At 73.1% G+C, this 26,345-nt stretch carries 28 protein-coding genes; 22 read left to right on the top strand and 6 right to left on the bottom strand.

Annotated features, from left to right (window positions below; translation table 11 throughout):
- Both ACI379_RS13805 and ACI379_RS13800 read left to right on the top strand, forming a co-directional pair.
- Positions 1-525, top strand: a 525-nt coding sequence (locus ACI379_RS13805) for an anaerobic C4-dicarboxylate transporter family protein (RefSeq protein ID WP_439792669.1), incomplete at its 5' end; no start/stop codon positions are given.
- Positions 526-602: 77 nt separating this feature from the next.
- A complete protein-coding gene (locus tag ACI379_RS13800; protein ID WP_439792668.1) occupies positions 603-896 on the top strand; it encodes an ankyrin repeat domain-containing protein in 294 nt (97 codons plus the stop codon).
- Between the two features lie 13 nt (positions 897-909).
- Here ACI379_RS13800 and ACI379_RS13795 read toward each other — a convergent pair whose 3' ends face one another.
- Positions 910-1,689, bottom strand: coding sequence for an ankyrin repeat domain-containing protein (locus ACI379_RS13795; protein ID WP_439792667.1), 780 nt, complete (start codon positions 1,687-1,689; stop codon positions 910-912).
- A 92-nt stretch (positions 1,690-1,781) separates the two neighbouring features.
- Between ACI379_RS13795 and ACI379_RS13790 the strand changes: the two genes are divergently transcribed.
- Positions 1,782-2,828, top strand: coding sequence for a LacI family DNA-binding transcriptional regulator (locus ACI379_RS13790; RefSeq protein WP_439792666.1), 1,047 nt, complete (start codon positions 1,782-1,784; stop codon positions 2,826-2,828).
- A gap of 164 nt (positions 2,829-2,992) precedes the next feature.
- Here ACI379_RS13790 and ACI379_RS13785 read toward each other — a convergent pair whose 3' ends face one another.
- The 3 genes from ACI379_RS13785 to ACI379_RS13775 form a co-directional block, all read right to left on the bottom strand.
- Positions 2,993-3,682 carry a class I SAM-dependent methyltransferase gene (locus ACI379_RS13785; RefSeq protein ID WP_439792665.1) on the bottom strand — a complete coding sequence of 230 codons (690 nt, stop codon included), beginning with the start codon at positions 3,680-3,682 and terminating at the stop codon, positions 2,993-2,995.
- A 10-nt stretch (positions 3,683-3,692) separates the two neighbouring features.
- On the bottom strand, positions 3,693-4,331 hold the full coding sequence (locus tag ACI379_RS13780) for a VOC family protein (RefSeq protein ID WP_439792664.1): 639 nt from the start codon (positions 4,329-4,331) through the stop codon (positions 3,693-3,695).
- A gap of 90 nt (positions 4,332-4,421) precedes the next feature.
- Entirely contained in the window at positions 4,422-5,183 is a 762-nt protein-coding gene (locus ACI379_RS13775; RefSeq protein WP_439792663.1) for a hypothetical protein, read from the bottom strand.
- 90 nt (positions 5,184-5,273) lie between these two features.
- Here ACI379_RS13775 and ACI379_RS13770 point away from each other — a divergent pair, with 90 nt between their 5' ends.
- From ACI379_RS13770 to ACI379_RS13715, 12 genes are all read left to right on the top strand, one after another.
- Positions 5,274-6,218, top strand: coding sequence for a Ppx/GppA phosphatase family protein (locus ACI379_RS13770; protein ID WP_439792662.1), 945 nt, complete (start codon positions 5,274-5,276; stop codon positions 6,216-6,218).
- A 1-nt stretch (position 6,219) separates the two neighbouring features.
- Positions 6,220-7,017: a sugar phosphate isomerase/epimerase family protein gene (locus tag ACI379_RS13765; RefSeq protein WP_439792661.1), complete on the top strand. Its 798-nt coding sequence runs from the start codon at positions 6,220-6,222 to the stop codon at positions 7,015-7,017.
- Between the two features lie 42 nt (positions 7,018-7,059).
- Positions 7,060-7,779: an ABC transporter ATP-binding protein gene (locus ACI379_RS13760; protein WP_439792671.1), complete on the top strand. Its 720-nt coding sequence runs from the start codon at positions 7,060-7,062 to the stop codon at positions 7,777-7,779.
- On the top strand, positions 7,776-8,513 hold the full coding sequence (locus ACI379_RS13755) for an ABC transporter permease (protein ID WP_439792660.1): 738 nt from the start codon (positions 7,776-7,778) through the stop codon (positions 8,511-8,513). Before ACI379_RS13760 ends, ACI379_RS13755 begins: the two co-directional genes overlap by 4 nt.
- 27 nt (positions 8,514-8,540) lie before the next feature.
- Positions 8,541-9,476, top strand: coding sequence for a proline dehydrogenase family protein (locus tag ACI379_RS13750; RefSeq protein WP_439792659.1), 936 nt, complete (start codon positions 8,541-8,543; stop codon positions 9,474-9,476).
- Positions 9,477-9,521: 45 nt separating this feature from the next.
- Complete coding sequence (proC, locus tag ACI379_RS13745) at positions 9,522-10,319, top strand: pyrroline-5-carboxylate reductase (RefSeq protein ID WP_439792658.1); 798 nt, start codon at positions 9,522-9,524, stop codon at positions 10,317-10,319.
- A gap of 26 nt (positions 10,320-10,345) precedes the next feature.
- Positions 10,346-11,584, top strand: coding sequence for a hypothetical protein (locus ACI379_RS13740; protein ID WP_439792657.1), 1,239 nt, complete (start codon positions 10,346-10,348; stop codon positions 11,582-11,584).
- A gap of 80 nt (positions 11,585-11,664) precedes the next feature.
- On the top strand, positions 11,665-12,846 hold the full coding sequence (locus ACI379_RS13735; protein WP_439792656.1) for an acetoin utilization protein AcuC: 1,182 nt from the start codon (positions 11,665-11,667) through the stop codon (positions 12,844-12,846).
- A 181-nt stretch (positions 12,847-13,027) separates the two neighbouring features.
- Positions 13,028-13,234 carry a helix-turn-helix domain-containing protein gene (locus tag ACI379_RS13730; protein ID WP_439792655.1) on the top strand — a complete coding sequence of 69 codons (207 nt, stop codon included), beginning with the start codon at positions 13,028-13,030 and terminating at the stop codon, positions 13,232-13,234.
- A gap of 145 nt (positions 13,235-13,379) precedes the next feature.
- A complete protein-coding gene (locus ACI379_RS13725; RefSeq protein ID WP_008356322.1) occupies positions 13,380-13,481 on the top strand; it encodes a 30S ribosomal protein bS22 in 102 nt (33 codons plus the stop codon).
- Positions 13,482-13,490: 9 nt separating this feature from the next.
- Complete coding sequence (locus ACI379_RS13720) at positions 13,491-14,531, top strand: NAD-dependent epimerase/dehydratase family protein (RefSeq protein WP_439792654.1); 1,041 nt, start codon at positions 13,491-13,493, stop codon at positions 14,529-14,531.
- Positions 14,524-15,999: a lysophospholipid acyltransferase family protein gene (locus ACI379_RS13715; protein WP_439792653.1), complete on the top strand. Its 1,476-nt coding sequence runs from the start codon at positions 14,524-14,526 to the stop codon at positions 15,997-15,999. The genes ACI379_RS13720 and ACI379_RS13715 overlap by 8 nt, the downstream gene beginning before the upstream one ends.
- A gap of 29 nt (positions 16,000-16,028) precedes the next feature.
- Here the strand turns inward: ACI379_RS13715 and ACI379_RS13710 are convergent, their stop codons facing one another.
- Positions 16,029-17,366, bottom strand: coding sequence for a sigma factor (locus tag ACI379_RS13710; protein ID WP_439792652.1), 1,338 nt, complete (start codon positions 17,364-17,366; stop codon positions 16,029-16,031).
- 108 nt (positions 17,367-17,474) lie between these two features.
- Positions 17,475-18,365 (bottom strand): HAD family hydrolase, encoded by an 891-nt coding sequence (locus tag ACI379_RS13705; protein WP_439792651.1) that lies wholly within the window; start codon positions 18,363-18,365, stop codon positions 17,475-17,477.
- Positions 18,366-18,477: 112 nt separating this feature from the next.
- Here ACI379_RS13705 and ACI379_RS13700 point away from each other — a divergent pair, with 112 nt between their 5' ends.
- The 7 genes from ACI379_RS13700 (at position 18,478) to hemB (ending at position 26,253) form a co-directional block, all read left to right on the top strand.
- Positions 18,478-20,082 carry a class I adenylate-forming enzyme family protein gene (locus ACI379_RS13700; protein WP_439792650.1) on the top strand — a complete coding sequence of 535 codons (1,605 nt, stop codon included), beginning with the start codon at positions 18,478-18,480 and terminating at the stop codon, positions 20,080-20,082.
- Positions 20,079-20,342 (top strand): glutaredoxin family protein, encoded by a 264-nt coding sequence (locus tag ACI379_RS13695; RefSeq protein ID WP_439792649.1) that lies wholly within the window; start codon positions 20,079-20,081, stop codon positions 20,340-20,342. The genes ACI379_RS13700 and ACI379_RS13695 overlap by 4 nt, the downstream gene beginning before the upstream one ends.
- A 174-nt stretch (positions 20,343-20,516) precedes the next feature.
- Positions 20,517-21,218: a redox-sensing transcriptional repressor Rex gene (locus tag ACI379_RS13690; RefSeq protein WP_439792670.1), complete on the top strand. Its 702-nt coding sequence runs from the start codon at positions 20,517-20,519 to the stop codon at positions 21,216-21,218.
- Entirely contained in the window at positions 21,215-22,513 is a 1,299-nt protein-coding gene (locus ACI379_RS13685) for a glutamyl-tRNA reductase (RefSeq protein WP_439792648.1), read from the top strand. Before ACI379_RS13690 ends, ACI379_RS13685 begins: the two co-directional genes overlap by 4 nt.
- Entirely contained in the window at positions 22,506-23,453 is a 948-nt protein-coding gene (gene hemC, locus ACI379_RS13680) for a hydroxymethylbilane synthase (RefSeq protein ID WP_439792647.1), read from the top strand. The genes ACI379_RS13685 and hemC overlap by 8 nt, the downstream gene beginning before the upstream one ends.
- Positions 23,450-25,120, top strand: a complete 1,671-nt coding sequence (locus ACI379_RS13675) for a uroporphyrinogen-III synthase (protein ID WP_439792646.1) — start codon at positions 23,450-23,452, stop codon at positions 25,118-25,120. Before hemC ends, ACI379_RS13675 begins: the two co-directional genes overlap by 4 nt.
- Before the next feature lie 116 nt (positions 25,121-25,236).
- Positions 25,237-26,253 (top strand): porphobilinogen synthase, encoded by a 1,017-nt coding sequence (gene hemB, locus ACI379_RS13670; RefSeq protein ID WP_439792645.1) that lies wholly within the window; start codon positions 25,237-25,239, stop codon positions 26,251-26,253.
- Positions 26,254-26,345: the final 92 nt, after the last annotated feature.

Below are 26,345 nucleotides of genomic sequence, written 5' to 3'. Positions count from 1 at the left end.
GCCGCGATCATCGCGATCATGCTGGGGATCGCCGCCGTGATCGTGCTGGTCTGCAAGGTGTCGACCCCGGACGTGCTGAGCGCATCCACCTTCAAGTCCGGCATGTCGGCAGCGATCTGCGTCCTCGGTGTGGCGTGGCTGGGCACGACGTTCGTGGCCGAGCACGAGGCCGCGATCATGGACGCCTCGGCCGACGTCCTGCGGGAGAACACCTGGCTGCTGGCCGTGGTGCTCTGCTTCGCGGCGGCGCTGCTGTACTCGCAGGCGGCGACGACCAAGGCGCTGATGCCGACCGCGCTCGCGATCGGCGTGGGGCCCCTCGGCGCGGTGGCGGCGTTCCCGGCCGTGTCAGCCCTGTTCATCCTGCCGACGTACCCGACGCTGCTGGCCGCGGTCGAGATGGACGACACCGGCTCGACCCGGATCGGCAAGGCCGTCTTCAACCACTCGTTCCTGGTGCCGGGGCTGATCAACATCGCGATCGCGGTGGCCCTGGGCTACCTGTTCGGGGCGGTGCTGCTGTGAGGGAGGTGCGTCGGGCGGGACGCTGAAAGGGGCGACCTGCCACAATCCGGGCAACGCGAACGGTGGAGGTGGGGAACGTGTCCGGTGGGGACTGGAAGGCGATGTACGAGGCGGCCCGCGACGGTGACGGCGAGCTGGTCGCCCACTACGCGCGGGCGGGGATCGACCTGGACCACATGCACCCGGAGGTGCAGGGCACGGCTCTGGTGATGGCGCTGGTGGCCGGCCACGAGGACGTGGCCCACACCCTGCTCGACCACGGCGCCAGTCCCACGCTGTACTCCGACTTCGACGAGCTGACGCCACTCCAGGCGGCACGGGCCGCCGGGTTGGCGGGCATCGTGGAGCGGCTGCTGGCAGCGGGGGCCTGAGCCGGCCGGGGCCTCAGCGCTCCAGCAGCGCCGCGATCTCGTCGTACCCGCGGGAGCGGGCGTGCTCCAGCGGCGTGACGCCGTCGTGGTCGGCGATCGTGGGGGACGCCCCCGCGTCCAGCAGGAGCCGTACAATCCGCTGCCACGGCTCGGTGCCGCGGCCCAGGACCACCGCCTCCAGCAGGGCGGTCCAGCCGAGGTCGTTGACGTGGTCGAGGTCCATCTCCGTGTGCCGCACCACCCAGCGGACGTACGCCACGTGTCCCCGCTCCGAGGCGGGGATGAGCGAGGTGCCGCCGAACCGGTTGCGCGCGGTGAGGTCGGGGTCGTACGCGTGCAGCAGCCGCGCCATCGGGACCGACCCGGTCACGCCCGTGACCAGCCACGGGGTGTCCTGCTGGCCGTCCACGGCGTCCGGGTCGGCGCCCGCCCCGAGCAGCAGCCGGGCCACCTCGACGTGGTCGTGGGTGACCGCCAGCAGCAGCGGGGTACGGCGCTCGGCGTCGCGGGTCTCGGTCTCCCCGCCGGAGGCGAGCGCACGGGCGGTCAGGTCGGCGTCCCCCGCGCGGGCGGCCCGCAGCAGGGCCTTGTCCGGCCGGCGTACCGGTCGGGGCGTCGCGGTCGTGGGCGTGCTCGTGGTGGTGGGGGAGGTGGTCGGCGCGGAGGTTGTCGGGCTCGTGCCCCTCGGGGCGGAGGCGGGGTCGCCGCCGCTGCACGCGACCAGCGCCAGCAGCAGCGCCGAGGCCAGGCCGGGGGCGAGGACCGGGAGCGTCGGGACGCGGCGTGCACGCATGCTCCCGATGCTGCCACCGCGGTGGTGGGCGCGGTTATGCTGCGAGGGATTGGAACGATCAAGGACGGCCTCGGGCCGGTGCGGGGGCGGTGATGGGCGAGCGGAGCGCGGCGGGTGGGCGTACGACCTCACCGGCCACCCTGGCCGACGTCGCCGAGCGGGCCGGAGTCTCCCGGCAGACCGTCTCCAACGCCCTCAACAACCCCGGACTCCTGCGCGAGGACACCCTCGAGCGGGTCCAGCACGCGATCGTCGAGCTGGGGTACTCGCCCAACCGGGCCGCCCGCAACCTGCGCACCCGCACCTCCTCGCTGATCGGGATGCGCATGTCGCCGCCGCAGGAGGGCACCGCCAACGCTGCGATGGACCGGTTCCTGCGTTCCCTGGTCCGGGCCAGCGAGGACGCCGGGTACCACCTGCTGCTCTTCCCCGGCGACGACCTCGAGCCCGTCGGCGGGTACGCCAACCTGCTGCGCTCCACCGCGGTCGACGCCTTCGTGGTCACCGACACCTACCTGGGCAACCCGCAGGCCGACTGGCTCACCGAGCAGCGGGCCCCGTTCGTCGCGTTCGGCCGCCCGTGGGGCGAGGCCCGACCGGCCCACCCGTGGGTGGACGTCGACGGTGCCGCCGGCACCCGCCTGGCCACCGAGCACCTCGTCTCCCGGGGACACACCCGGATCGCCTGGCTGGGCTGGCACCGGTCTCTGCCGATCGGGGAGGACCGGCGCGCCGGCTGGGCCGGGGCCATGCACCGTCGCTCGCTGTCCACCGCGGGGCTCGCCGCGCGCGTGGAGGACACCGTCCAGGCCGGCGCCCAGGCCGCCGCGGCCCTGCTCGACTCCGCGACCCCGCCCACCGCGTTCGTCTGCGCCTCGGACACCCTCGCGATGGGGGTGCTGCACACGCTGTGGATCCGGCAGCTCGCGCCGGGCCGCGACGTCGCCGTGGTCGGCTTCGACGACTCCCAGGTGGCGCAGGTCTACCCCGTCGGGGTCACCTCGGTCCGCCAGCCGCTCGAGGAGGCCGCCGTCGAGGTGGTCCGCCTGCTGGAGGGCCTGCTCGGCGGCGACGGCGCCGGGCCCGAGCGGCCCCACGTACTGCTCACGCCGACGTTGGCGGTGCGGGAGTCGTCGTAGGCGTCCCCTGCGTCGAAGTCCCCGCCTTGGCGGGGACTTCGACACGTTGTGGGGGTTGCAACACCCACAACAGGTCGGTTTCCCCCCATCGACGGGCCGCCCGCCGTCAGACGTACGACGGCAGGCCGTCAGACGTACCACGGCAGGCCGCCGGTCGCACGACCTCAGAAGGTGCGCCACCACAGGTTGACGGCGTAGTCGACCTCGGTGCCGGTGTGCTCGGCGAGCACCGCGTCGGCGACCTCGGGGGAGAACTCGATGCGGACCACGGCCTCGAGGTCGGCCCGGCTGGTGAACGACCAGCCCATGTCGATCGGGATCCGCTCCCACCCGTGGGCGGACCAGAACCGTTCGACGGCGGCCGGGTCGACCATCGGGTACCCGCGGCGGAACCAGGCGCCGAAGGTGGAGCGGGTGGCGTCGTTGTCGATCACGAACGCGGCCCCGCCCCGGCGTACGACGCGGTCGAGCTCGGCGAGCCCGGGCTCGCACCCGGGGCCGAAGAAGTACGCCCAGCGAGCGTGGACGACGTCGACGGAGGCGTCGGGGACGGGCAGCGCCTGGGCGGTGCCGTCCAGCACCCGCACCCCCTCGAGGCGGCGCGTACGGCGACGCGCCAGCGCCGCCAGCGGAGGGTACGGCTCGACGCCGGTCACCGAGTGGGCGCGCTCGGCCCACCGGGGCAGGTGGAACCCGCTGCCGCAGCCCACGTCGACGACGTCGGCGCCGTCCCAGTCGCGCACCGACGCCATCGCGGCCTCGATCCGGCCGTGCGGGTCGGCGGCCCGGTTCTCCAGCTCGTAGATCTCCGGGGTGTTCCAGATGTTCGGGCTCGGACGAGCCCCGGTGGCCATCCGCGTCAGGTCAGATGCGGACGGCGCCGTTGGGGGTCTCGAACGTGGCGGCGAGGATGCCGGGGGTGCCGTTGGGGGCGACCCACTCCACGGTGATGTCATCCAGCGCCTCGTCGACCGGCTTGCCCAGCCACTCGCTCACGCGCGTCGGGTCACCGGCGATCTCGAGGCCGGACAGGCGGAAGGCGGGGTCGCCGTTCGCGCCCGGACGCAGCTCGTGCTCGGACTCCCACTGGATGAAGAACGGCAGCTGCGGGTCGGAGCGCAGGCCGTTGACGCCGATCTGCTTCCACCGGAGCTCGGTGCCGTCAGGGCGCTTGCGGTTGCCGTCGACGGCCTCGCGGCCCAGACGCTGCTCCACCTCGGCGATGTTGCGGCACGCGACCACCCATCCGAGCCAGCCGCCGCCCAGGGCGGAGCGCTCGCGGACGGCCTGGCCGAAGGGAGCCTTGTCGCTCGCGGGGTGGTCGAGGACGGTGACGACCTCGATGTAGGTGTTGCCGGCCAGGGCCAGCGTCATGTTCTTGGTGCCGAACCGGGGGTGGATGCCCCCGTCGACGAACTCCGCACCGAGAAGCCCCCCGATGCGCTCGGCAGTGGCGGCGAGACCGTCCGGTCGGGCCGCGAAGGAAAGGTGATCCAGGCGCATGCCTCGATTGTGGGCCGGAGGTGTGTGAGCCCCGACACCGGGGTCGGGGTGTCTTGACGTCGAGAATGGTCCGGGCAGCCCCGGACGCCCTCAGCGGGGGTCGGCGGGGTGCAGCGCCAGCGCCGAGCGCGACCGTACGTGGGCGTCGCAGTGCGCGACCAGCTCCTCGTACCCCGCCTCGCCCATCAGAGCCGTCAGCTCGGCCGCGTGGGTGAGGTACACCGGCTCCGGGGCCACGTGCGCCTCGGTGTTGGAGGAGCAGTACCAGTCCAGGTCGTGGCCGCCCGGGCCCCAGCCGGCGCGGGTGTACTCGCCGATCGAGACCTCCGTGTACGAGGTCCCGTCGGTCAGCTCCACGTCACGGAACTGCCGGCGCAGCGGCAGCTGCCAGCACACGTCCGGCTTGGTCTCCAGCGGGTTGCGGTCCTGGGCCAGCGCCAGGGAGTGCAGGGCGCACCCGGCGCCGGTGGCGAAGTCGGCGCGGTTGTGGAACACGCAGGCCTGCTGCTCCTCGTGGACCAGCGTCAACGTCTTGCGGTCCCCGTCGTCGTCCACCTCGGTCCAGTCGTCGGCCGAGACCTCGCGGCCGGGGTGGAACTGCCACACCTCGGGCGTCAGCTGGGCCACGAAGCCCGCGACCCGCTGCTCGTCGTCGCCGTCGGCGAAGTGGGCGCCGAGCGTGCAGCAGCCCGTGTCGGGCGCGTCGGCGTAGATGCCGCGGCAGCCCTGGCCGAAGATGCAGGTGAAGGATGAGGTCAGCCAGGTGAGGTCGCAGCGGAACACCTGCGTGTCGTCGGCCGGGTCGGCGAACTCGACCCAGGCCCGCGGGAAGACCGGTTCCACCTCTGGCACGTGCCCAGCCTAGTCGTGGCCTCCTGCGCGTCCGTCCGCGCCGCGGGCGGAGGTTCGCAGTGGTGCTCGGATCAGCGGTAGTTTCGAGACATGCGCCTGGGTGTGCTCGACATCGGATCCAACACCGGCCACCTCCTGGTGGTCGACGCCGACGCGGGCGCTGCCCCGCTGCCGGCGTTCTCGTTCAAGGAGCCGCTGCGCCTGGCCGAGCACCTCGACGCCGACGGTGCGGTGACGCGCCGCGGGATCGACGCGCTGGCCGGCTTCTGCGAGGCCGCGGTGACCGTGGCCGCCGAGCGTGGCTGCGAGGAGACGCTGGCGTTCGCGACCTCGGCCGTGCGCGACTCGGTCAACTCCGACGCGGTGCTGGCCGAGGTCGAGGAGCGCGCCGGCGTGCACCTGCAGGTGCTGTCCGGTGAGGACGAGGCGCGACTGACCTTCCTGGCCGTACGCCGGTGGTTCGGCTGGTCGGCCGGCCGGTTGACCGTCTTCGACATCGGTGGCGGCTCGCTGGAGATCGCGGGCGGCCCCGACGAGGCGCCCGACGTGGCCACCTCGCTGCCGCTGGGCGCGGCCCGGATGGCGCGGCTGTGGTTCGACGGCGGTCGACCCAGCGACGAGGAGATCGCCCGGCTGCGGCTGCAGATCCGTGCCGACATCGCCCGGGTGGCCGGCCAGATCCTGCGTCCCGGCACCCCGGACCGGGCCGCGGCCACCTCCAAGACCTTCCGGTCCCTGGCCCGCATCTGCGGTGCGGCGCCGAGCGCTGAGGGGCCGCTGGTGCCGCGCACCCTGGAGCTCGACGCGCTGCGGGCGTGGATCCCCAAGCTGGTCGAGATGGACCCCGAGGAGCTGGCGCTGCTGCCCGGCGTCTCTCCCAGCCGTACCCACCAGATCGTGCCCGGCGCGCTGGTCGCGGAGGCCTGCATGGACATCTTCGACCTGCCGATGCTGGAGATCTGCCCATGGGCGCTGCGTGAAGGCGTCATCCTTGAACGGTTGGACCAGATGTCGATCGTGGGAGGACGTGGCTGAGATGGCACCGCTCGTGGCACTCTCCACCGTGTCCGTGTTCCCCGAGTCGACGGCGCAAGCCTTCGCCTGGGCCGCCCAGGTGGGGTACGACGCCGTCGAGGTGATGGTCGGCATGGACTCGCTGAGCCAGCAGACGGCCGCGGTGAGGCAGCTGCGCGACCACCACGAGATGCCGATCTGCGCGATCCACTCGCCGTGCCTGCTCTTCACCCAGCGGGTCTGGGGCACCGACCCGTGGGGCAAGCTCGAGCGCTCCGCCGAGCTCGCCCACGCCGTCGACGCCGACGTCGTGGTGGTGCACCCGCCGTTCCGCTGGCAGCGCGAGTACGCCGCCACCTTCGTGGAGGGCATCGCCCGGCTGGAGAAGAGCACCGGCCTCGCGTTCGCGGTGGAGAACATGTACCCGTGGCGCGCCTCGTCGCGCTCGATGGAGATGTACGCGCCGCACTGGGACCCCAGCCGCGAGTCGTACGCCAACACCACGATCGACCTCTCGCACGCCTCCATCGCGGGCAGCAACGTGATCTCGATGGCGGAGCGGATGGGCGACCGCCTGCGGCACATCCACCTCACCGACGGCAACGGCTCCGCCAAGGACGAGCACCTGGTGCCGGGCCGCGGCTCGATGGGGGCGGCGGCCTTCCTGCAGCACCTCGCGCAGCGCGACTTCACCGGGCACGTGGTGCTGGAGATCAACACCCGCCGCGCGGCGGACCGCGCCCAGCGCGAGGCCGACCTGCGCGAGTCGTTGGAGTTCGCGCGTCTGCACCTGGGTCAGACCCAGCCGCAGCGCGTCTGAGCAGCCCGCGGGGGCTGGGCGAGGAGGCACCACGTGGGCGAGATGGTCCAGATCCGCGGGCTGCAGGTGCGGCGCGGTGCGGTCGACGTGCTGCGCGGCCTCGACCTCGACGTCGGTGCCGGCGTGACTGGCCTCCTCGGCCCCAGCGGCTGCGGCAAGACCACGTTGCTGCGCTCGGTCGTGGGCGTGCAGAAGGTCGCCGGTGGTGAGGTCACCGTCGCCGGCCTGCCCGCGGGGTCGGCCGGCCTGCGCAGCCGCATCGGGTACGTCACCCAGGCCGCCAGCGTGTACGACGACCTCACGGTCGCCGAGAACCTCTCCTTCTTCGCCCGCGTCCTGGGCGTCGGGGCACGTTCCGGCGCGGCGCGTACGGCCCGGGTCGACGAGGTCGTCGAGACGGTCGGCCTGGTCGGTGAGCGTGACCGTGTCGTGGGGACGCTCAGCGGCGGGCAGCGGTCGCGCGCGAGCCTGGCCGTGGCGCTGCTCGGCGAGCCCGACCTGCTGGTCCTCGACGAGCCCACCGTCGGCCTCGACCCGGTGCTGCGCGCCGAGCTGTGGGGGCTGTTCCACCGGCTGGCCGACGCCGGGGCCGCGGTCCTGGTCTCCAGCCACGTGATGGACGAGGCGAGCCGCTGCCACCGCCTGCTCCTGATGCGCCAGGGCGAGATCATCGCCGACGGGGCGCCCGCGGAGATCCTGGCACGCACCGGCACCACCGAGATGGAGCAGGCGTTCCTGCGCATCGTCGAGGAGGCGTCGTGAACCCCCGGATCACGCTCGCCGTCGCCGCCCGGGTGCTGCGCCAGATGCGCCGCGACCACCGCAGCCTGGCGATGCTCCTGCTGCTGCCCACGATCCTGATGACGGTGCTGTGGTGGATGTACTCCGACGTCCCCGGCGCGCTGTTCGACCGGATCGGCCCGGCGCTGCTGGCGATCTTCCCGTTCTTCGTGATGTTCCTGATCACCAGCGTCACCACCCTGCGTGAGCGCTCCAGCGGCACGTTGGAGCGGCTGCTGGCGATGCCGATGGGCCGCGGCGACTTCCTGGCCGGGTACGCGCTCGCCTTCGCGCTCCTCGCGGCGCTGCAGTCGCTGCTGGCCGTCGGGGTCAGCGTGGGTCTGCTCGGGCTGGAGATCGCCGGGCCGGTGTGGCTGCTGGGGGTGGTCGCGGTCGCTGACGCCGTCCTGGGCACCGCCCTGGGCCTCTTCGTCAGCGCGTTCGCGCGGACCGAGTTCCAGGCCGTCCAGTTCATGCCCGCGGTCGTCGTGCCGCAGATCCTCCTGTGCGGCCTGCTGGTGCCGCGCGAGTCGATGCCGCGGGTGCTCGAGGCGGTGGGCGACGTGCTGCCGCTGTCGTTCGCGGTGGACGCGATGCAGACCCTGGCCACGCAGACCGGCACCGGTGACGTGTGGCGCGACCTCGCGGTCGTCGTCGCGTGGGCGGTGGTGGTGCTCTGCCTGGGCGCCGCGACCCTGCAGCGCCGTACCGCCTGAGCCACGCCCGACGCGTACCGTGGTCGCATGCCGTTGCTCCGCCCCGTGATCCTCTTCCTGGCGCGCAACGACGGGGTGCGCCGTGCGGTGTCCGCGCTGCCGCTGACCTCGCGTGCCGTCGCCGGCTACGTGCCCGGCGAGGGCGTCTCCGACGTGCTGGACGTGGCTGCCGGGCTGCTCGACGAGGACATGCTGGTCTCCGTCGACTTCCTCGGCGAGGACGTCGAGGACCCCGACCTGGCGCGCGCCAGCGTGCAGACGTACAAGGAGGCGCTGGCCCAGCTCGGCGCGCGCGGCTGGGGGCGCCGGGTCGAGGTGTCGCTCAAGCTGACCTCCATCGGGTTGTCGCTCGAGGGCGACGGGGCCGCGGTGGTGCTGGAGCACGCGCGCGAGATCTGCCGGGCCGCGCGCAACGCCGGCTCGACGGTCACCCTCGACATGGAGTCCTCCGCGACCACCGACGCGACGCTGGCGGTGCTGCGCGAGCTCCGCAAGGACTTCCCCGAGACGGGCGTGTGCCTGCAGGCGGCGCTGCGGCGTACCGAGTCGGACTGCCGGCTGCTGTCGTACGAGGGGTCCCGGGTGCGCCTGTGCAAGGGCGCGTTCCTGGAGGCGCCGGACGTGGCGCACGTGGTCGGGGCCGAGGTCGACAAGGCGTTCGTCCGCTGCCTCAAGATCCTCATGGGTGGTCAGGGGTACCCGATGGTCGCCACCCACGACCCGCGGATGGTGCGGATCGCCCAGGCGCTGGCCTCGCGGTACGGCCGGCGCCCGGGCACGTACGAGTTCCAGCTGCTGTACGGCGTCCGCGCCGCCGAGCAGCGCCGCCTGGTCGGTTCGGGGGAGTCGGTGCGGGTCTACGTGCCCTACGGGCGCGAGTGGTACGGCTACGTGATGCGCCGTCTGGCGGAGCGGCCCCGCAACGTACGCCTCGTGCTGCGCTCGCTCGTCTCGCGGCGCTGAGCGGCGCCGGGCCCTCCGACCTGCGCACCTGACACAATCGCGCCCATGACGACTGCGATCATCGGCGCCGGCGTGATGGGCGAGTCCATCCTCGCCGGCCTGGTCCGAGCCGGCCACGCCCCCGACACCCTGCTGGTGGGGGAGAAGCGTGCCGAGCGTGCCGCCGAGCTGACCGAGCGGTACGGCGTGGACGTGCACGCCAACCGCGAGGCCGCCGCCGGTGCCACCACGGTGCTGCTGGTGGTCAAGCCCGGTGACGTGGTCGCCGTCCTCGACGAGATCGCCGACGCGCTGGCACCCGGCGCCCTGGTCGTCTCCCTCGCCGCGGGCGTCACCCTGGCCACCATCGAGGCGCACCTGCCCGAGGGGGTCGCGGCGGCCCGGGTCATGCCCAACACGCCCGCTCTCATCGGCGAGGGGATGGCGGCCCTGTCGCCGGGCACGCACTGCAGCGACGACCACCTCGACACCGCCGAGGCGCTGCTCGCGGTGTCGGGGCGCGTGGTCCGGGTGCCGGAGTCGCAGATGGACGCGGTCACCGCCGTGTCGGGCTCCGGGCCGGCGTACCTCTTCTACGTCGCCGACGCGATGGTCGAGGCCGGCGTGCACCTGGGGCTGTCGCGTGACGTCGCGACCGAGCTGGCCACCCAGACGTTGGTCGGCTCCGCGCTGATGCTGCGCGAGACTGGCGACCACCCGACCGTGCTGCGCGAACGCGTCACCTCGCCCGCCGGCACCACCGCGGCCGCCCTGCGCGCCCTGGACGACCGTGCCGTACGGGCTGCGTTCCTGGCCGCGCTGGAGGCCGCCCGCGACCGCTCGGTGGAGCTCGCCGGGAACTGAGGCCCGCGGCGGCCCGTCCGAGCCGCATGCGCCGACGTACGTCCCTGCCCCTGGCTCTCGGTCTCACCCTCGGCCTGACCGCCTCCCTGCTGGTGGGGTGCTCCGACCCCGCGGAGACGGAGGACCCGGCCGTCCTGGAGTCCACGGCCGCGAGCGGGAAGCCGTTGGACGCCTCGAACGCGGGCTGGACCCGGATCGAGGGGTTCCCGCTGTCGGACCGGACCCACCCGTTGCTGGCGGAGCTGGGCGGTGAGTTGTACGTGATCGGCGGGAACACCGGGAGCATCTGCCCGCCCCTGGCCGACTGCGCGAGCCCGGTGGGCCACGTGGTGCGCGACGGCGCGGCGTACGACCCGGCGACCGGGGCCTGGCGCACGATCGCCGACCTCCCGCGCGGCTCCCGGGTGTACGCCGACGGGTGGTTGCGGCCGCAGGTGGTCGACGGGCTGGTCCTGGTCTCCCAGGACGTGGAGCGGGCCGGCGTCTGGCGCACCGAGTGGCTGGCCTACGACCCGCAGGCGGACTCCTGGGAGCGCGTGGAACCGCTGGCGCGGCTGGGGGCCGGCCCCTCCGACGTGGCGACCGACGGGGAGACCCTCTGGGTGCTGGACGGGCGCCGGGTGCTCACCCTCGACCCGCGGACCGGCGAGCAGGCCCAGATCGGGCGGTACCCACGCGCGGGGTCCCTGCGCTCGGCTCGTCTGCTGCCGGGACCGTCGGGGCCCGCGGTGGCCGGGTGGGTGCGGGGCGCCGCTCCCGACGAGCCCGCCCTCGCGGCCGTCGACGTGATGGCGGGCGCCGGACGCGGAGCCACCTGGCGCCGCCTGGAGACCGAGATGTACGGCGAGATCACCCACTTCACGGGGTCGGAGTTCGTCGGTCTGGAGTGGGGCAGGGCCGACGGCGGCGCGACCAACAACTGGGGCCGTTGGTACGACGCCGGCGGTCGGGTCCGGGCGTCGGACGGGGAGTGGACGGCACTCGACGTCCCGGAGCCGGACGACGTCCCCGGGGAGGTCGCCCAGTGGACGCTGGAGGCGGTGGACGGTCCGCGGCTGGCCACCTCGGGCTTCGTCGTCGACCTGGGCGCCGGCGACCGCTGGCAGCGGATCCAGCGCCCGGTGGGCGCGGAGGTCGACACGGAGGTCTCGGCCGTCTGGGACGGGGACTGGCTCGTGGCCGTCGGCGGTGTCGACCTGGAGGGCGACGGCTACCGGGCGCCCGCGCCGACCGAGGTCTGGGCCTACCGGCCGCCCGGCGACTGAGCCGCGCCGCTCGTCGCTCGTCGTGCCACGTGGTGACGACCGCCACCCACCCGGCCGCGGGCCGGGGTAGGTTCTGCCGCATGGAGTGTCAGGGCCAGTCCAGCGTCGTGTTCGACAAGTCGCTGACCGAGTACAACTTCGGGCCCTCGCACCCGATGTCCCCGGTCCGCGTGGACCTGACCATGCGCCTGGCCGAGGAGCTCGGCGTCCTCGAGGGCCTCCGCGTCGTCCCGGCACCCATGGCCACCGCCGAGCAGATCGCCACCGTGCACGAGGAAGCCCTCATCGAGGCGGTCACCAAGGCCGGCACGATCGACGGCTGGGTCGACCTGTCCCGTGGTCTGGGCAGCGACGACGACCCCGTCTTCCCGGGCATGCACGAGGCCTCCGCCCACATCGTGGGGGCCAGCCTCGAGGCCTTCCGGCAGGTCTGGACCGGTGAGTCCCTGCACAGCGCCTCGATCTCCGGTGGTCTGCACCACGCGATGCCCGGCCGCTCGAGCGGTTTCTGCATCTACAACGACGTCGCGGTGGGCATCCAGTACCTCCTCGACAACGGCGCCGAGAAGGTCGCGTACGTCGACCTCGACGTCCACCACGGCGACGGGGTGGAGAAGATCTTCTGGGACGACCCGCGGGTGCTCACGATCTCCCTGCACGAGACCGGCCAGATGCTCTTCCCCGGCACCGGCTTCCCCAACGAGGTGGGCGGGCCCGGGGCCGAGGGCTCCGCGGTCAACGTGGCGCTGCCCCCGGGCACCGGCGACGCAGGTTGGCTGCGCGCCTTCCACGCGGTGGTGCCCCCGCTGGTGCGCGAGTTCGCTCCCGACGTGTTGGTCACCCAGCACGGCTGCGACTCCCACATGGAGGACCCGCTCGCGCACATGATGCTCAGCATCGACGGCCAGCGCGCGGCGTACCTGCAGATGCACGAGCTGGCCCACGAGGTCTCCGGCGGCCGGTGGGTCGCGACCGGTGGTGGGGGCTACGCCCTGGTCGAGGTGGTGCCGCGCGCGTGGACCCACCTGCTCTCCATCGTGGCCGGCAACCCGCTCGACAGTGCTCTGGACACCCCGCTGACCTGGCGCGACTACGTTGCCACGGACCTCGGTCGTACGGCACCCTTCCGGATGACGGACGGTCGCACGCCGGCGTACCGCCCGTGGTCGGGCGGGTACGACCCCGACACCTGGCTGGACCGGGCGGTGCACGCCACCCGTACGGAGGTCTTCCCCCTCCACGGGCTCGACCCGATGCCCTGATCCAGGCCGCGCAACTGCCATGAAAATGGCCCCGGATCAACGCGACACGCCGAAGTCCCAGAAGTTTCTTCTGTAACCCTCTTCCCACGGGTCACCTGCACCCCTATATTCCCGTGCAGTGGTACGTATGTGACACCGGTGGGGAAGCCGGTGCCGTGGCCACGAGAAAGCAAGGTGCACCATGGCCGCACAGCCCCCCAGCGACATCTCCGAGATGGCCTTCCTGACCATCGCCGAGGTTGCTGCGAAGATGCGCGTCTCGAAGATGACCGTCTACCGCCTCGTGCACGGTGGCGACCTGCCCGCCGTCCGCGTCGGCCGCTCCTTCCGGGTGACCGAGGACGACGTCAACGAGTACCTGCGCAAGAGCTTCTACAACGCAGGCTGACCACGCCCACGTCCGTCGGGTGTCCGATTCGGACGCTCGATTCCGTCGTGTCGCACGGCGGACAGTAGGCTGAGGCGATCACCGGCACCTGCCGGGGTGGCACACCGGATCCCCGGCCGTGCAGGTAGTTGGAAAGGTTTCGACAGTGGGTTCTGTCATCAAGAAGCGCCGCAAGCGCATGGCGAAGAAGAAGCACCGCAAGCTCCTCAAGAAGACGCGAGTGCAGCGCCGCAAGCTCGGGAAGTAAGTCCCGGTCATGGGACGGGTCTTGCTGGTCACCGGGATCTCCCGGGACATCGGGCGCAGGTTTGCGCGCGCTGCGGCCAGCGATCCGTCCATCGACCGAGTCATCGGTGTCGACGTGGTTCCACCACGTGGCGACATCGGTGACGTCTCCTTCGTCCGCGCGGACATCCGCAACCCGGTCATCGCGAAGGTCATCGCCAAGGAGGACGTCGACACCGTCGTCCACATGAGCGTGATCGCGACGCCCGGGTCCGCCGGTGGACGCGGGACGATGAAGGAGCTCAACGTCATCGGGACGATGCAGCTCCTGGCGGCCTGTCAGAAGGCCGCCTCCGTCGAACGGCTGGTCGTGAAGTCGACGACCACCGTGTACGGCGCGAGCCCCCGCGACCCGGCGATGTTCACCGAGGACATGGGGGCCAAACGCCTGCCCTCGTCCGGCTACGCCAAGGACGTCCACGAGATCGAGGGGTACGTCCGCGGCTTCGCGCGTCGCCGCCCCGACGTCGCCGTGACGACCCTGCGCGCGGCCAACGTGATCGGCGCGCACGTCAGCAGTCCGATCACCTCGTACTTCCGGCTCCCGGTCATCCCGACCGTGCTTGGGTACGACCCGCGGCTGCAGTTCCTGCACGAGGACGACCTCCTCGACGTGCTGCGCCACGCGGCCGTCCAGGGCGTCCCCGGCACGTTCAACGTGGCCGGCGACGGCGTCCTGCTGCTCAGCCAGGCCGTACGCCGCCTGGGTCGCCCGAGCGTCCCGATGCCGGCCTTCGCCGTGGGACGGCTGGCGACCACGCTGCGCCACGCGGGCGTCTCCGAGTTCTCCCGCGAGCAGACCGGCTTCCTGACGTACGGCCGCGGCGTCGACACGACCCGGATGCGCACCATCCTCGGCTTCGAGCCGCGCCACACCACCGCGGGTGCGTTCGCCGAGTTCGCGCGCTCACTGCACGGCGTGGTGCCGGAGCCGGCCTTCGCCGGGGTGGACCCGCGCCCGCAGGCGCCACGTCCGAAGGGGTCGTCGAGCAAGGGGGCTGAGCATGTCTGACGCGGAGATCATCCCGATCGGCACGACCGGTCGTCCCGGACGCGGTTCGGGCCGCGCCAAGCCGTCGGCCGCCGCCCGCGGCCTCGCCGGACCGGGCGTCCGCGCCTCCGGCGGCAAGGCCCCGGCCCGTACGACCGCCGCCGCGAAGAAGACCGCTGCCGCGAAGAAGACCGCTGACGCGAAGAAGACCGCTGACGCGAAGAAGACCGCTGCCGTGAAGACCGCAGCCCAGAAGGCTGCGGACGCCACGCCGGCGACCGCATCGACCAAGGCCGCCGCCCAGGCTCCCTCGAAGCCCGCCAAGCGCGCCGCCGCGTCGGGTGCCGCGACCACCAAGAAGACCAGCGCCACGAGCCCCAGGAAGGCTGCCGCCCCCAGTGCCCGGAAGGCCGCGCCGCGCACCGCCCCGGCCGCAGCCCAGCCTGACGCCGCGGCGGCCCCGGCACCGCCTGCCTCGGGCGAGGCGGTCGACCTGGACGTCGTCGACATCGCCACCGCCCGCCAGGCGCACGCCGGCTCCTCCAGCGGCTCCACCACCTCCTCGACCACGACCGCGGACCGCCACCCGCTGGGCGGCATCCCGGTCGGCGACTGGCTGGCGGCCCTGCAGACCGGCGCCCGCGAGGTGTTCGGTGCCGAGTGGGAGCCGCGCCTCGCCCAGTTCGTGGCCTCCCTGCGCCGCCGGGTCGAGGGCGACTACGTCGTCGACGAGTACGGCTTCGACGAGGAGGTCACGCGCACGCTGCTCATGGCGATCCTGCGCCCGATCGCCCAGAAGTGGTTCCGCATCGAGGTCCGCGGCCTGGAGAACATCCCCGCCGAGGGCGGCGCCCTGGTCGTCTCCAACCACTCCGGCACCCTGCCCGTCGACGCGCTCATGACGCTGCTGACCATCCACGACCACACCGGCCGCCACCTGCGGCCGCTGGGAGCGGACCTGGTCTTCAAGATGCCGGTCGTCTCGTCGCTGGCCCGCAAGGCCGGCGCCACCCTGGCCTGCAACGCGGACGCCGAGCGGATGTTGTCCGGCGGTCACCTCCTCGGCGTGTGGCCGGAGGGGTTCAAAGGGATCGGCAAACCGTTCAGTGAGCGGTACAAGCTGCAGCGCTTCGGCCGCGGCGGGTTCGTCTCCGCGGCGCTGCGCACCGGCGTACCGATCATCCCGCTGTCGGTGGTCGGGGCCGAGGAGATCTACCCCCTGGTCGGCAACGTGCCCTCGCTGGCCCGCCTGCTGGGCGTCCCGTACATCCCGATCACACCGTTCTTCCCGCTGCTCGGCCCGCTCGGCATGGTGCCGCTGCCGTCCAAGTGGCTGCTCGAGTTCGGTGAGCCGATCCGCACCGACGCGTACGACACCCTCGAGGCCGAGGACCCGATGCTCGTCTTCAACGTCACCGACCAGGTGCGCGAGACGATCCAGCAGACGCTCTACTCGCTGCTGCGCGAGCGCCAGCACGTCTTCTTCTGAGCCGACCGGTCGTCGCGGCCGGGGCCGGCTCACTCCTGCGCGGTGCAGGTGGCGCACGCCGTCGCCGCGCGTACGTCCGTCTCGGTGACCTGCTCGGTCGCGGTGGCGACGTCGTCGGAGAGCGCCGCCGTGCTGCCCAGGGAGCCCAGGGCCTCGATGGCGTCGTGCGCGAACCAGCGCAGCGCCTGGTAGTCGGCGTCCGTGCCGGAGCGGCTCAGCAGGCGCTCGCCCTCGGCCGCCTGGAGGGAGAAGGTGCCCAGGGTGCTGCGGGCCCGGGCGAGGTCGCCGTCCGCGACCAGCGACCGCACCTCATCCAGGCGGGCGGTGGCGTGCTCGAGCAGGAGCTGTCCGGCCTCGGAGTCGTCCTCGGCGCCGGCCATCTGGACCGACTCCAGCGCCGCCTTCCCGGGGTGCAGCAGGTCGCCCGGGGCGGAGGTACCCACCGCCCAGGCTAGGAAGGGGGCGGCGACGGCGCTGGCGACCACGCCCAGGACCAGCGGGCGGGACGGGCCCGAGCGTCCGGGGCGCAGGGCCTCGGACCGGGGTCGGACGTCCGCCTCGGGCGCCGGTGCCGGCACCTCGAGCAGCACGTCGGTGGCCAGCGCGAGCAGGTCGGCGCGCAGGGCGTCCACGAACTCCTCGCGTGGCGTCACCCCCGGGGTCTGCCGCAGCTCGACGACCAGGTCGCGGAGCTCCTCGTACGGCCCCTCGGCGCGTCGCCCACGCTGGCGGGGAACGCTGAGCTGGGTGTCGAAGGCGTCGGCGTGGTGCGCGGTCGACGCCTCGCGGCGCAGCACGTCGAGCGCCCGGGGACGCTGAGCGTCGTCGAGGGTGGAGAGGGCGACGAGCGCCGCCAGCTGCAGCTGGCGGGTCGCCCACTGGCCGCGCCCCAGCGCCTGGGCGCTCTCGGGCACGGCCCAGCCCAGGACGAAGCGCAGCAGCAGGCAGTCGCGCTGCGCGGCACCGAGGTCGGCCAGCGGGCCGAGGTGACCGGCGGGAGCCAGGTCGGTGTCGCGGAGCTGGTCGGTGAGCTGCCGGGCACGTCGCAGCAGCCAGGGGCCGAACTCGACGCCCGTCCACCGGAACGTGTTCATGGAGCGCAGCACCGAGGTGAACAGCTCACGGGTGAGCTCCTCCGCCGAGGTGAGTGACCCGGTGCGGTGGAAGAGGAAGGAGTGCACGTCGTCGACGTGGCGGGCCACGAGGTGGTCGAACGCCGCCCCGTCGCCCGTACGGGCCCGGTCGACCATCGTCGCCGAGTGCCGGTGCAGCGCCGCGGGCACCGGGGGTGGCGGGGTCGGGTCCACGGTCGCGGCCCGTCTGGGCGCTGACCCGCGTGCGGGCGCGGTCTTCTCGTCGACGATCATCGGCTGCCTCCCGAGCAGGCGTGCGGCTCCGAGCCAATCTAGGGAAGCCCCGCCCGTCTGTCACCCCCAGTTGCACGTGCGGTTGCACGCGGCCGGGGTGGGGCTGGGTCAGCCGCCCTGGCGGTTGCGCGAGGCGATCCCGGTGGTCACCGCGCCCGCGACGGCCCCGGCCACGGCCGCGGCCCCCGCGGTGGCGAGCCCGATCTGGACCGCCTTGCGGCCGGTCCGGTAGTCGCGGATCCTCCACCCCGCCGAGCGGGCGTGCGCGCGCAGCTTGGCGTCGGGGTTGATCGCGCACGGGTCGCCGACCAGCGAGAGCATCGGCAGGTCGTTGTACGAGTCGGAGTACGCCGAGCACTGGGCCAGGTCGAGCCCCTCGCGCACGGCGAGCGCCTTGACGGCCTCCGCCTTGGCTGGCCCGTGCAGCATGTCGCCGACCAGCCGGCCGGTGTAGACGCCGTCCTCCCGCTCCGCCACGGTGCCCAGGGCCCCGGTCAGGCCGAGCCTCCGGGCGATGATCGAGGCGATCTCGATCGGTGCGGCGGTGACGAGCCAGACGCGCTGTCCCTCGTCGAGGTGCCACTGGGCCAGGGCCCGGGTGCCGGGCCAGATCCGGTGCGCCATCGCCTCGTCGAAGATCTCCTCGCCGAGCTCCTCCAGCTCGGCGACGGTGTGCCCGGCGATGAACGCCAGCGCGGAGGCGCGGGCCTCGGCGACGTGCTCGGGGTCCTCGACCCCGGCGAGGCGGAAGTAGGCCTGCTTCCAGGCGGCGCCGGCGATCTCGCGGGTGGTGAAGAACTTGCGCCGGTACAGACCTTTGGCGAGGTGGAAGATGCTGGCGCCCTGCATGACTGTGTTGTCGACGTCGAAGAAGGCGGCGGCCTGCACGTTGGCCGGCACCGACAGGGCGTGCTCGACCTCGGCGCTCGCGGCAGCGGCCTCCCCGGCCAGCGTGGAGCGGGTCCTGAGGTTGACGCGGCGACGCGAACGAGTGGTCACACACCTCAGCGTAGTTGGTGCGCAGGTGCCGGTCCCGAACTCCGGGAGGCTCGCGGTTGAACGCAGCACGCGCTCGGGGTGAACAACTGGACCGGTGTGGAAGGATCACGCCATGGTGCACGACATCTCCGACCTCGTGGCGGCCGCTGCACAGGACGTCCCCGAGCGCAGGGCGCTCGTCGAGAGCTCCGGGCGGTCCATCACCTGGCAGCAGCTCGAGGACGAGGTGGCGAGCATCTCCAGCGGTCTGGCGGGCGTGGGCGTGCGGGCCGGCCAGCGGGTCATGCTGGCGCTGGGCAACCGGATCGAGTTCGTCACCTCCTACTTGGGTGTCCTGCGCGCCCAGGTGGTCGCCGTACCGGTCAACCCGGCCTCGCCCGCGCTCGACGTGGCGCGGATGATCGCCGACTCCGGCAGCCGCCTGGTGATCGCCGACGAGCACTCCCTGCCCGCCGTGCGCGAGGCCGTGGCCATGCTGGTGACGGCGCTGGAGGGGCCCGACGCGGCCCAGGGCGTCGGCCTCGACGCCGACCTGGTCGCCCGGGCCGGCCGCCCCATCGTGGTGGCCATCGGCACCGACCCGGTGCCGGGGGAGATCACCTTCGACGACGTGCACGCCGCCTCGGGAGCACCGGTGCCGGCGCTGCAGGACCCCGAGAAGCTGGCCGCGCTGCTGTACACCTCCACCCCCGCCGGGCAGCGGGCGGCGATGGTGACCCACCGCGCGCTGATGGCCAACCTGCGCCAGGCCGCGACGATCGAGCCGGCGACGATGCACGGTGACGACGTGGTGCTGGGGGCGCTGCCGCTGTTCCACGTGTACGGCCTCAACGCCGTCCTCGGAGCGGTGCTCTACGCCCGGGCCCGGCTCGTGCTGGTGGAGCGCTGGGACCCGTACGCGGTGCTCGACCTGGTCGAGGACGAGGCGTGCAGCGTCCTGCCGGTCGCGCCACCCGTCTTCGCGCACTGGCTGCGCGCCGACCACCTCAAGGAGCGCCTCGGGCCGGTCCGGCTGGTCCTGTCGGGCTCCTCGACGCTGGAGGCGTCGGTGATCGCCGAGTTCCGCGAGCGCACCGGGCTGGAGATCCAGCAGGGGTACGGCCTCACCGAGGCGTCGCCGGTCGTCACCTCCACCCTGGGCAGCCCGCACCCCCGGCCGGGGTCGGCGGGCGTGCCGCTGGAGGGCGTCGAGGTCCGCGTCGTCGACGAGGCCGGCGGAGCCACCACCGGGGAGGACCCCGGCGAGATCGAGATCCGGGGCGACAACCTGTTCAGCGGCTACTGGCCCGACGGCCAGGACGGTCCGGGTGCGGACGGCTGGTGGCGCACCGGTGACGTCGGCTGGTTCGACGTCGGCGGCGACCTGGTCGTGCTCGACAAGGTCGAGGAGGTCATCACGGTCTCCGGGTTCAGCGTGTACCCCTCCGAGGTCGAGGAGGTGCTGGCCTCGGTGCCCGGCGTCACCGGAGTCGCCGTCGTGGCGGCCGAGGACGCCGGGACCGGCCACAGCGTGGTCGCGTACGTCTGCGCCCCCGGCGCCGACCCGGACGCGCTGCGCGAGCAGCTCGCCGAGGCGGCACGGTCGCGGCTGGCCCGCTTCAAGCAGCCGAGCCGGGTCGAGCTCACCGACGAGCTGCCGCGCTCGGCCTCCGGCGGGGTGCACCGCGGGCGGCTGCGCGGGGTGGAGCGTCGGCGCGCCCTGGAGATCCTGCCGTGAGCTCCCCGGCCGGGACCGGGGCCGGGCCGCGCGTCCTGGTCCACACCCGCCCCGGCTGCCACCTGTGCGAGGTGGCGGTGGAGGTCGTGGCACGTGTCTGCGACGACCTGGGGGAGAGCTGGGTGGAGGTCGACATCAGCACCGACCCCGAGCTGGAGGACAGCTACGGCGAGGAGATCCCCGTGACCTGGGTCGACGGCCGCCGGCACGACTTCTTCCGCGTCGACGAGGCGCGTCTGAGGGCGGCACTTGCACGCTGAGCAGCCGTGGGCAACCCCGGCCGGAGTGGCTCTCGTCACATGTGCTAGGCGCCGTTCTGCTCGGTTTGTTCTCGCGTTCACAAACTCCTAGAGTGGGCAGGTCACCCGATCTCGACGGGGGAGTCCTGCGCCCCCATCTCGTGCTGTGCCCGAGGTCCCATTCGTTCGGGGTGGCTGGAGAGCAGAGCAGTGACCGCACGGACCAGACCCGACAGCGCCCGGGAGATTCCCGAGGCCACCGTCGCGCGACTGCCCGTGTACCTGCGAGCGCTCACCCTGATGGCCGACCAGGGCACCGAGACCTGCTCCAGCGAGGAGCTGGCCACCGCCGCCGGCGTCAACAGCGCCAAGCTCCGCAAGGACCTCTCGTACCTCGGCAGCTACGGCACCCGCGGTGTCGGCTACGACGTCGAGTACCTGCGCTACCAGATCGCGCGTGAGATCGGCGTGACCCAGGACTGGTCCGTCGTCATCGTCGGCATCGGCAACCTCGGTCACGCGCTGGCCAACTACTCCGGCTTCCGCTCGCGCGGGTTCCGGGTCGTGGCCCTCCTCGACGCCGACGCCGCCCGCCACGGCGAGCAGGTCGCCGGGCTCGAGGTGAGCCCGTTCGACGACCTCGAGACGGTCGTGGCCGAGCACGGCGTCTCCATCGGCGTCATCGCCACGCCTGCGGGCGCGGCCCAGGACGTTGCCGACCGGATGGTCTCCGCGGGCATCACCAGCATCCTCAACTTCGCCCCCGCCCTGCTCTCGGTGCCCGAGGGTGTCGACCTGCGCAAGGTGGACCTCTCCACCGAGCTGCAGATCCTCGCGTACCACGAGCAGCGCAAGGCGGTCGTGCACTCGGACTCGGACGTGGAGGTGGCGCGATGAGCGTCCTGGTCGTGGGCATCTCCCACAAGACGGCGCCGGTGGCGCTCCTCGAGCAGCTCGCCCTCGACCGCGACGACGCACGCAAGCTGCTCGCCGACGCGGTCGACTCCGAGTACGTTACCGAGGCGGCCGTGATCGCGACCTGCAACCGGCTGGAGATCTACACCTCGGTGGACCGCTTCCACGGCACCGTCGAGGAGATCTCGCGCCTGGTGCTGCGCCAGGCCACCGGCCCGCTCGAGGCGCTGCTGCCCCACCTGTACGTCCACTACGACGACGGCGCGGTCTCCCACCTCTTCCAGGTCGCCTCCGGGCTCGACTCGATGGTCGTCGGCGAGGGCCAGATCCTCGGCCAGGTGCGGACCGGCCTGCGGGTCGGCCAGGAGGAGGGCACCGTCGGCGCCTCCCTCAACACGCTCTTCCAGCAGGCGCTGCGCGTCGGCAAGCGCACCCACGCCGAGACGGACATCGACTCGGCCGCACCGTCGCTGGTCACGGCCGCCCTGGCGCACGCCGTCGGCGGCGAGGGCGTACGAGGTCGCCGCGTGGTGATCGTCGGGGCGGGCTCCATGGCTTCGCTGGCGACCGCGACCGCGACCCGTCAGGGCGCCGCCTCGGTGGTCGTGGTCAACCGCACCCGCGCCAACGCCGACAGGCTCGCCCGCGAGTACGGCGTGCGTGCCGCCGACCTGGCCGACCTGGGCGCCGAGATCGCCTCCGCCGACGTCCTCATCACCTGCGCCGGCGCGCGGGGGCTGCTCGTCACCGCCGAGATGGTGACCGCCGCCCGTCCGTCCGACGCCGGTGAGCTGCACGTCATCGACCTGGCCCTCCCGCACGACGTCGCGCCCGAGGTGGCCACGCTCCCCGGCGTCAGCCTCACCGGCCTCGAGCGGCTCGCCCACGAGCTGCAGGAGACCGACGGTGCGCGCAACGTCGCCGACGTGCGCCGCATCGTGGCCGCCGAGATCAGTGACTTCACCCGCGCCCGCCGCCAGGCGAAGGTGACCCCCACCGTCGTCGCGCTGCGCTCGATGGCCTCCGACGTCGTCGACGCCGAGATGGAGCGCCTCACCAGCCGGGTCCCCGGCCTCGACGAGGACGTCGCCGCCGAGGTGCTCAACACGGTGCGCCGGGTCGCGGACAAGCTCCTGCACCAGCCGACGGTCCGGGTCAAGGAGCTCGCCGACACCACGGCGGTCTCGTACGCCGACGCTCTCGCCGAGCTGTTCTCCCTGTCGTCGGACACCGTCGAGGCGGTCACCCGCCCGTTGGGAGGTGACCTCGATGACTGAGCGTCCGCTGCGTCTGGGCACGCGTGCCTCCACGCTGGCCACCACCCAGTCCGGCCACGTGGCCGACACGATCCGCGAGCGTCTGGGCCGTGAGGTCGAGCTGGTCCACATCAGCACCGAGGGCGACACGAACACCGCGGCCCCGCTGGCCTCCCTGGGCGGCACGGGCGTCTTCGTCTCCGCCCTGCGCGAGGCGCTGCTGGCCGGCGAGGTCGACCTCGCCGTGCACTCGCTCAAGGACCTCCCGACGTACCCCGCCGAGGGCATCACGCTGGTGGCGACGCCGCCGCGGGAGGACCCCCGCGACGTGCTGGTCGCGCGCGACGGCCTCACCCTGGGGGAGCTCGGCCCCGGCAGCCGCGTCGGCACAGGGTCGCCGCGCCGCCACGCCCAGCTGGCCGCGCTCGGCCTGGGCGTCGAGATCGCCGGCATCCGCGGCAACGTCGACTCCCGCATCCGCAAGGTCCGCGACGGCGAGTACGACGCCGTCCTGCTGGCCCGCGCCGGGGTGGCGCGCCTGGGTCGCCTCGACGAGGTCACCGAGGTCGTCGACCCCCTCCAGATCCTCCCCGCTCCCGGACAGGGAGCCCTGGCCGTCGAGTGTCGCAGCGGTGACGCCGACCTCGTGGCCCTGTTGTCCCAGCTCGACGACGCCCCCACGCGGGCGGCGGTCACGGCCGAACGGGCCCTGCTCGCCGCTCTCGAGGCGGGGTGCTCCGCGCCTCTCGGTGCGCTCGCGGAGGTCGTCGAGGGGGAGGAAGGCCCCGAGTTGTGGGTCAGAGCGGTCGCCATGTCCGAGGACGGCGCGCTCTCGGTGCGAAGGAGCACCACAGGTCCGGTCGATGCGGCCGAGACCCTCGGACGGAGCCTGGCGGGCGAGATGCTCGCGGACGGCGCCGCGGAACTGATGGAAGCACCAGTGAGGAAGCAGCAGGCATGACGCGAGCAAATGGCCAGACCGCCAGCACCGGCACCACGCCCCTCCCGGGATGGGTGTCGTTCGTGGGCAGTGGTCCGGGCGACCCGGGCCTGCTGACGATGCGGGCGGTGGAGCTGTTGCGTGAGGCCGAGGTCGTCGTGACCGAGTCCCCCGAGCACGTCGACCTGGTGCGTTCGGTCCTGGGCCTCCCGGTCCTCACCGAGGCCGAGGTCGAGTCCGGCCAGCCCGAGCAGGGACCGGTCTTCGTCGACGGCGGCTTCGGCGACGACGGCCAGCCGCTGACCCACGCCTCCCGAGCCCGGGTGGTGACCAAGCACGGCAAGAAGTCGCGCGTGGTGCGCCTGATGACCGGCGACCCCTTCGTGTATGCCTCGGGCCCCGAGGAGGCGCAGGCCTGCGTCAAGGCCGGCATCGGCTTCGAGATCGTCCCCGGCGTCTCGTCTGTCTCCGCGGTCCCCGCGTACGCCGGCATCCCGCTGACCACCAAGTCGAACCGCGAGGTCGCCGTCGTCACCTGCGGCGACAAGGTCGACTGGAGCCAGTACGCCGACAACCGCACCCTGGTGCTGCTCTCGGGCGTCGGTTCCATCGGTGAGACCGCCAAGGCGCTGGTCGCGGCCGGTCGCTCCGCGGAGACCCCGGTCGCGGTGACCCGCGTGGGCACCACCACCGAGCAGTCCACCGTCATCTCCACGCTCGCCAACGTGGCCGCCGACGTGCGCGCCGCCCGGGTGCAGCCGCCGGCGATCATCGTGGTGGGCAACGTCGTCGACCTGCGCCAGACCCTGTCGTGGTTCGAGACCAAGCCGCTCTTCGGGTGGCGCGTGCTGGTGCCGCGCACCAAGGAGCAGGCCGGCTCGCTCTCGCGCCGCCTGCGCGAGTTCGGCGGGGTGCCCGAGGAGGTGCCCACCATCTCGGTCGAGCCGCCGCGCAACCCGCTGCAGATGGACAAGGCCGTGCGCGGTCTCGTCGAGGGCCGCTACGAGTGGATCGCGTTCACGTCGGTCAACGCCGTCAAGGCTGTGCGCGAGAAGTTCGAGGAGTACGGCCTGGACGCGCGTGCCTTCTCCGGCCTCAAGATCGCCGCGGTGGGCGACAAGACCGCCGAGGCGATCGCGGCCTGGGGCCTGCGTGCCGACCTGGTGCCCACGGGTGAGCAGTCCGCGGCCGGCCTGCTGGCCGAGTGGCCCCCGTACGACGAGCTCCTCGACCCGATCAACCGCGTCTTCCTGCCGCGCGCCGACATCGCCACCGAGACCCTCGTGGCCGGCCTGATCGAGCTGGGCTGGGAGTGCGACGACGTGACCGCGTACCGCACGGTGCGGGCCACCCCGCCGCCGGCGCCCACGCGCGACGCGATCAAGACCGGCAAGTTCGACGCGGTCGTGTTCACCTCGTCCTCCACGGTGCGCAACCTCGTCGGCATCGCCGGCAAGCCGCACCCCTCGACGATCATCGCCGTCATCGGGCCGGCCACGGCCAAGACGGCCGAGGAGCACGGCCTGCGGGTCGACGTGATGGCCTCCAAGCCCGACGTCGACGTCCTGGTGGACGCCCTGGCCGACTTCGGCGCGGCCCGCCGCACCGCCATGGTCGAGGCGGGCGAGCAGGTGACGCGTCCCAGCGAGCGCACCCCGTCGGGCCGTCGCAAGGCCCGGGCCAAGTGACCCTCGCGGTCTGACGCAGACAGCAACGTGCTCCGGTCCGGTCGCTCCAGCGGCCGGACCGTCGCACGTTCCGGGCGGCGTACGACGGTGCGGCCGGGCGGACTAGATTGGCTCGGGTGAGCACCTCTCCCGAGCCCGGCGCCGGCATCCACGAGCAGCTGCGACCGGTCGTACGGCCGCGACGCCTGCGGCGTACGCCCGCCCTGCGGCGGCTGGTCGCGGAGACCTCCGTCGAGGCGCGGCAGCTGATCCTCCCGGTGTTCGTGCGTGAGGGGGCCGGTGAGCCGTTGCCCATCTCGTCGATGCCGGGCGTGGTCCAGCACTCCCGGGACTCCCTCAGGCGTGCGGCGGCGGAGGCGGCCGAGCTCGGGCTGGGCGGGATCATGCTGTTCGGCGTGCCGACGACCAAGGACGCCACCGGCTCCGGTGCCCTCGACCCGGACGGCATCCTCAACGTCGCCATCGCGGACGTGGCCGCCGAGGTCGGCGACGCGCTGCCGGTGATGGGCGACCTGTGCCTCGACGAGTTCACCGACCACGGCCACTGCGGCGTGCTGACGCCCCAGGGTGCGGTGGACAACGACGCGACCCTCGCGCTGTACGCCGAGATGGCGCTCGCCCAGGCCCGTGCGGGCGTCGACGTGGTCGGCCCCAGCGGGATGATGGACGGCCAGGTCCGGGTGGTCCGCGCGGCGCTGGACGCCGAGGGGTTCACCGACGTGGCGATCCTGGCGTACTCGGCGAAGTACGCCTCCGCTTTCTACGGCCCGTTCCGTGAGGCGGTGGACTCCTCGTTGGAGGGGGACCGGCGCACGTACCAGCAGGACGCCGCCAACGCGGTCGAGGGCGTGCGCGAGGCGCTCCTCGACGTGGCCGAGGGGGCGGACATGGTGATGGTGAAGCCGGCCCTGGCCTACCTCGACGTGCTGCGCCGCGTGCGTGACGCCGTCGACGTGCCGGTGGCGGCGTACAACATCTCCGGCGAGTACGCGATGGTCGAGGCGGCCGCCGAGCGCGGCTGGATCGACCGGGAGGCGGCGATCCTGGAGACCCTCACCTCGATCCGCCGCGCCGGTGCCGACGCGGTGCTGACGTACTGGGCCGCCGAGGCCGCACGCCTGCTGCGGCGCTGACCCGGCCCGTCAGTACGAGTCGGGAGCGCCCGCCCCCGTGGCCAGCCACTCGGGCAGCGCGCCGCCCGGTTCGTAGGTGGTGATCTCGGCCC

Origin of the sequence: Nocardioides sp. (genome assembly GCF_051876515.1) — a bacterium.
Taxonomy (GTDB): domain Bacteria; phylum Actinomycetota; class Actinomycetes; order Propionibacteriales; family Nocardioidaceae; genus Nocardioides.
Note: the sequence above shows the minus strand (reverse complement) of the source record. Positions and strands in the feature narration are given on the sequence as shown.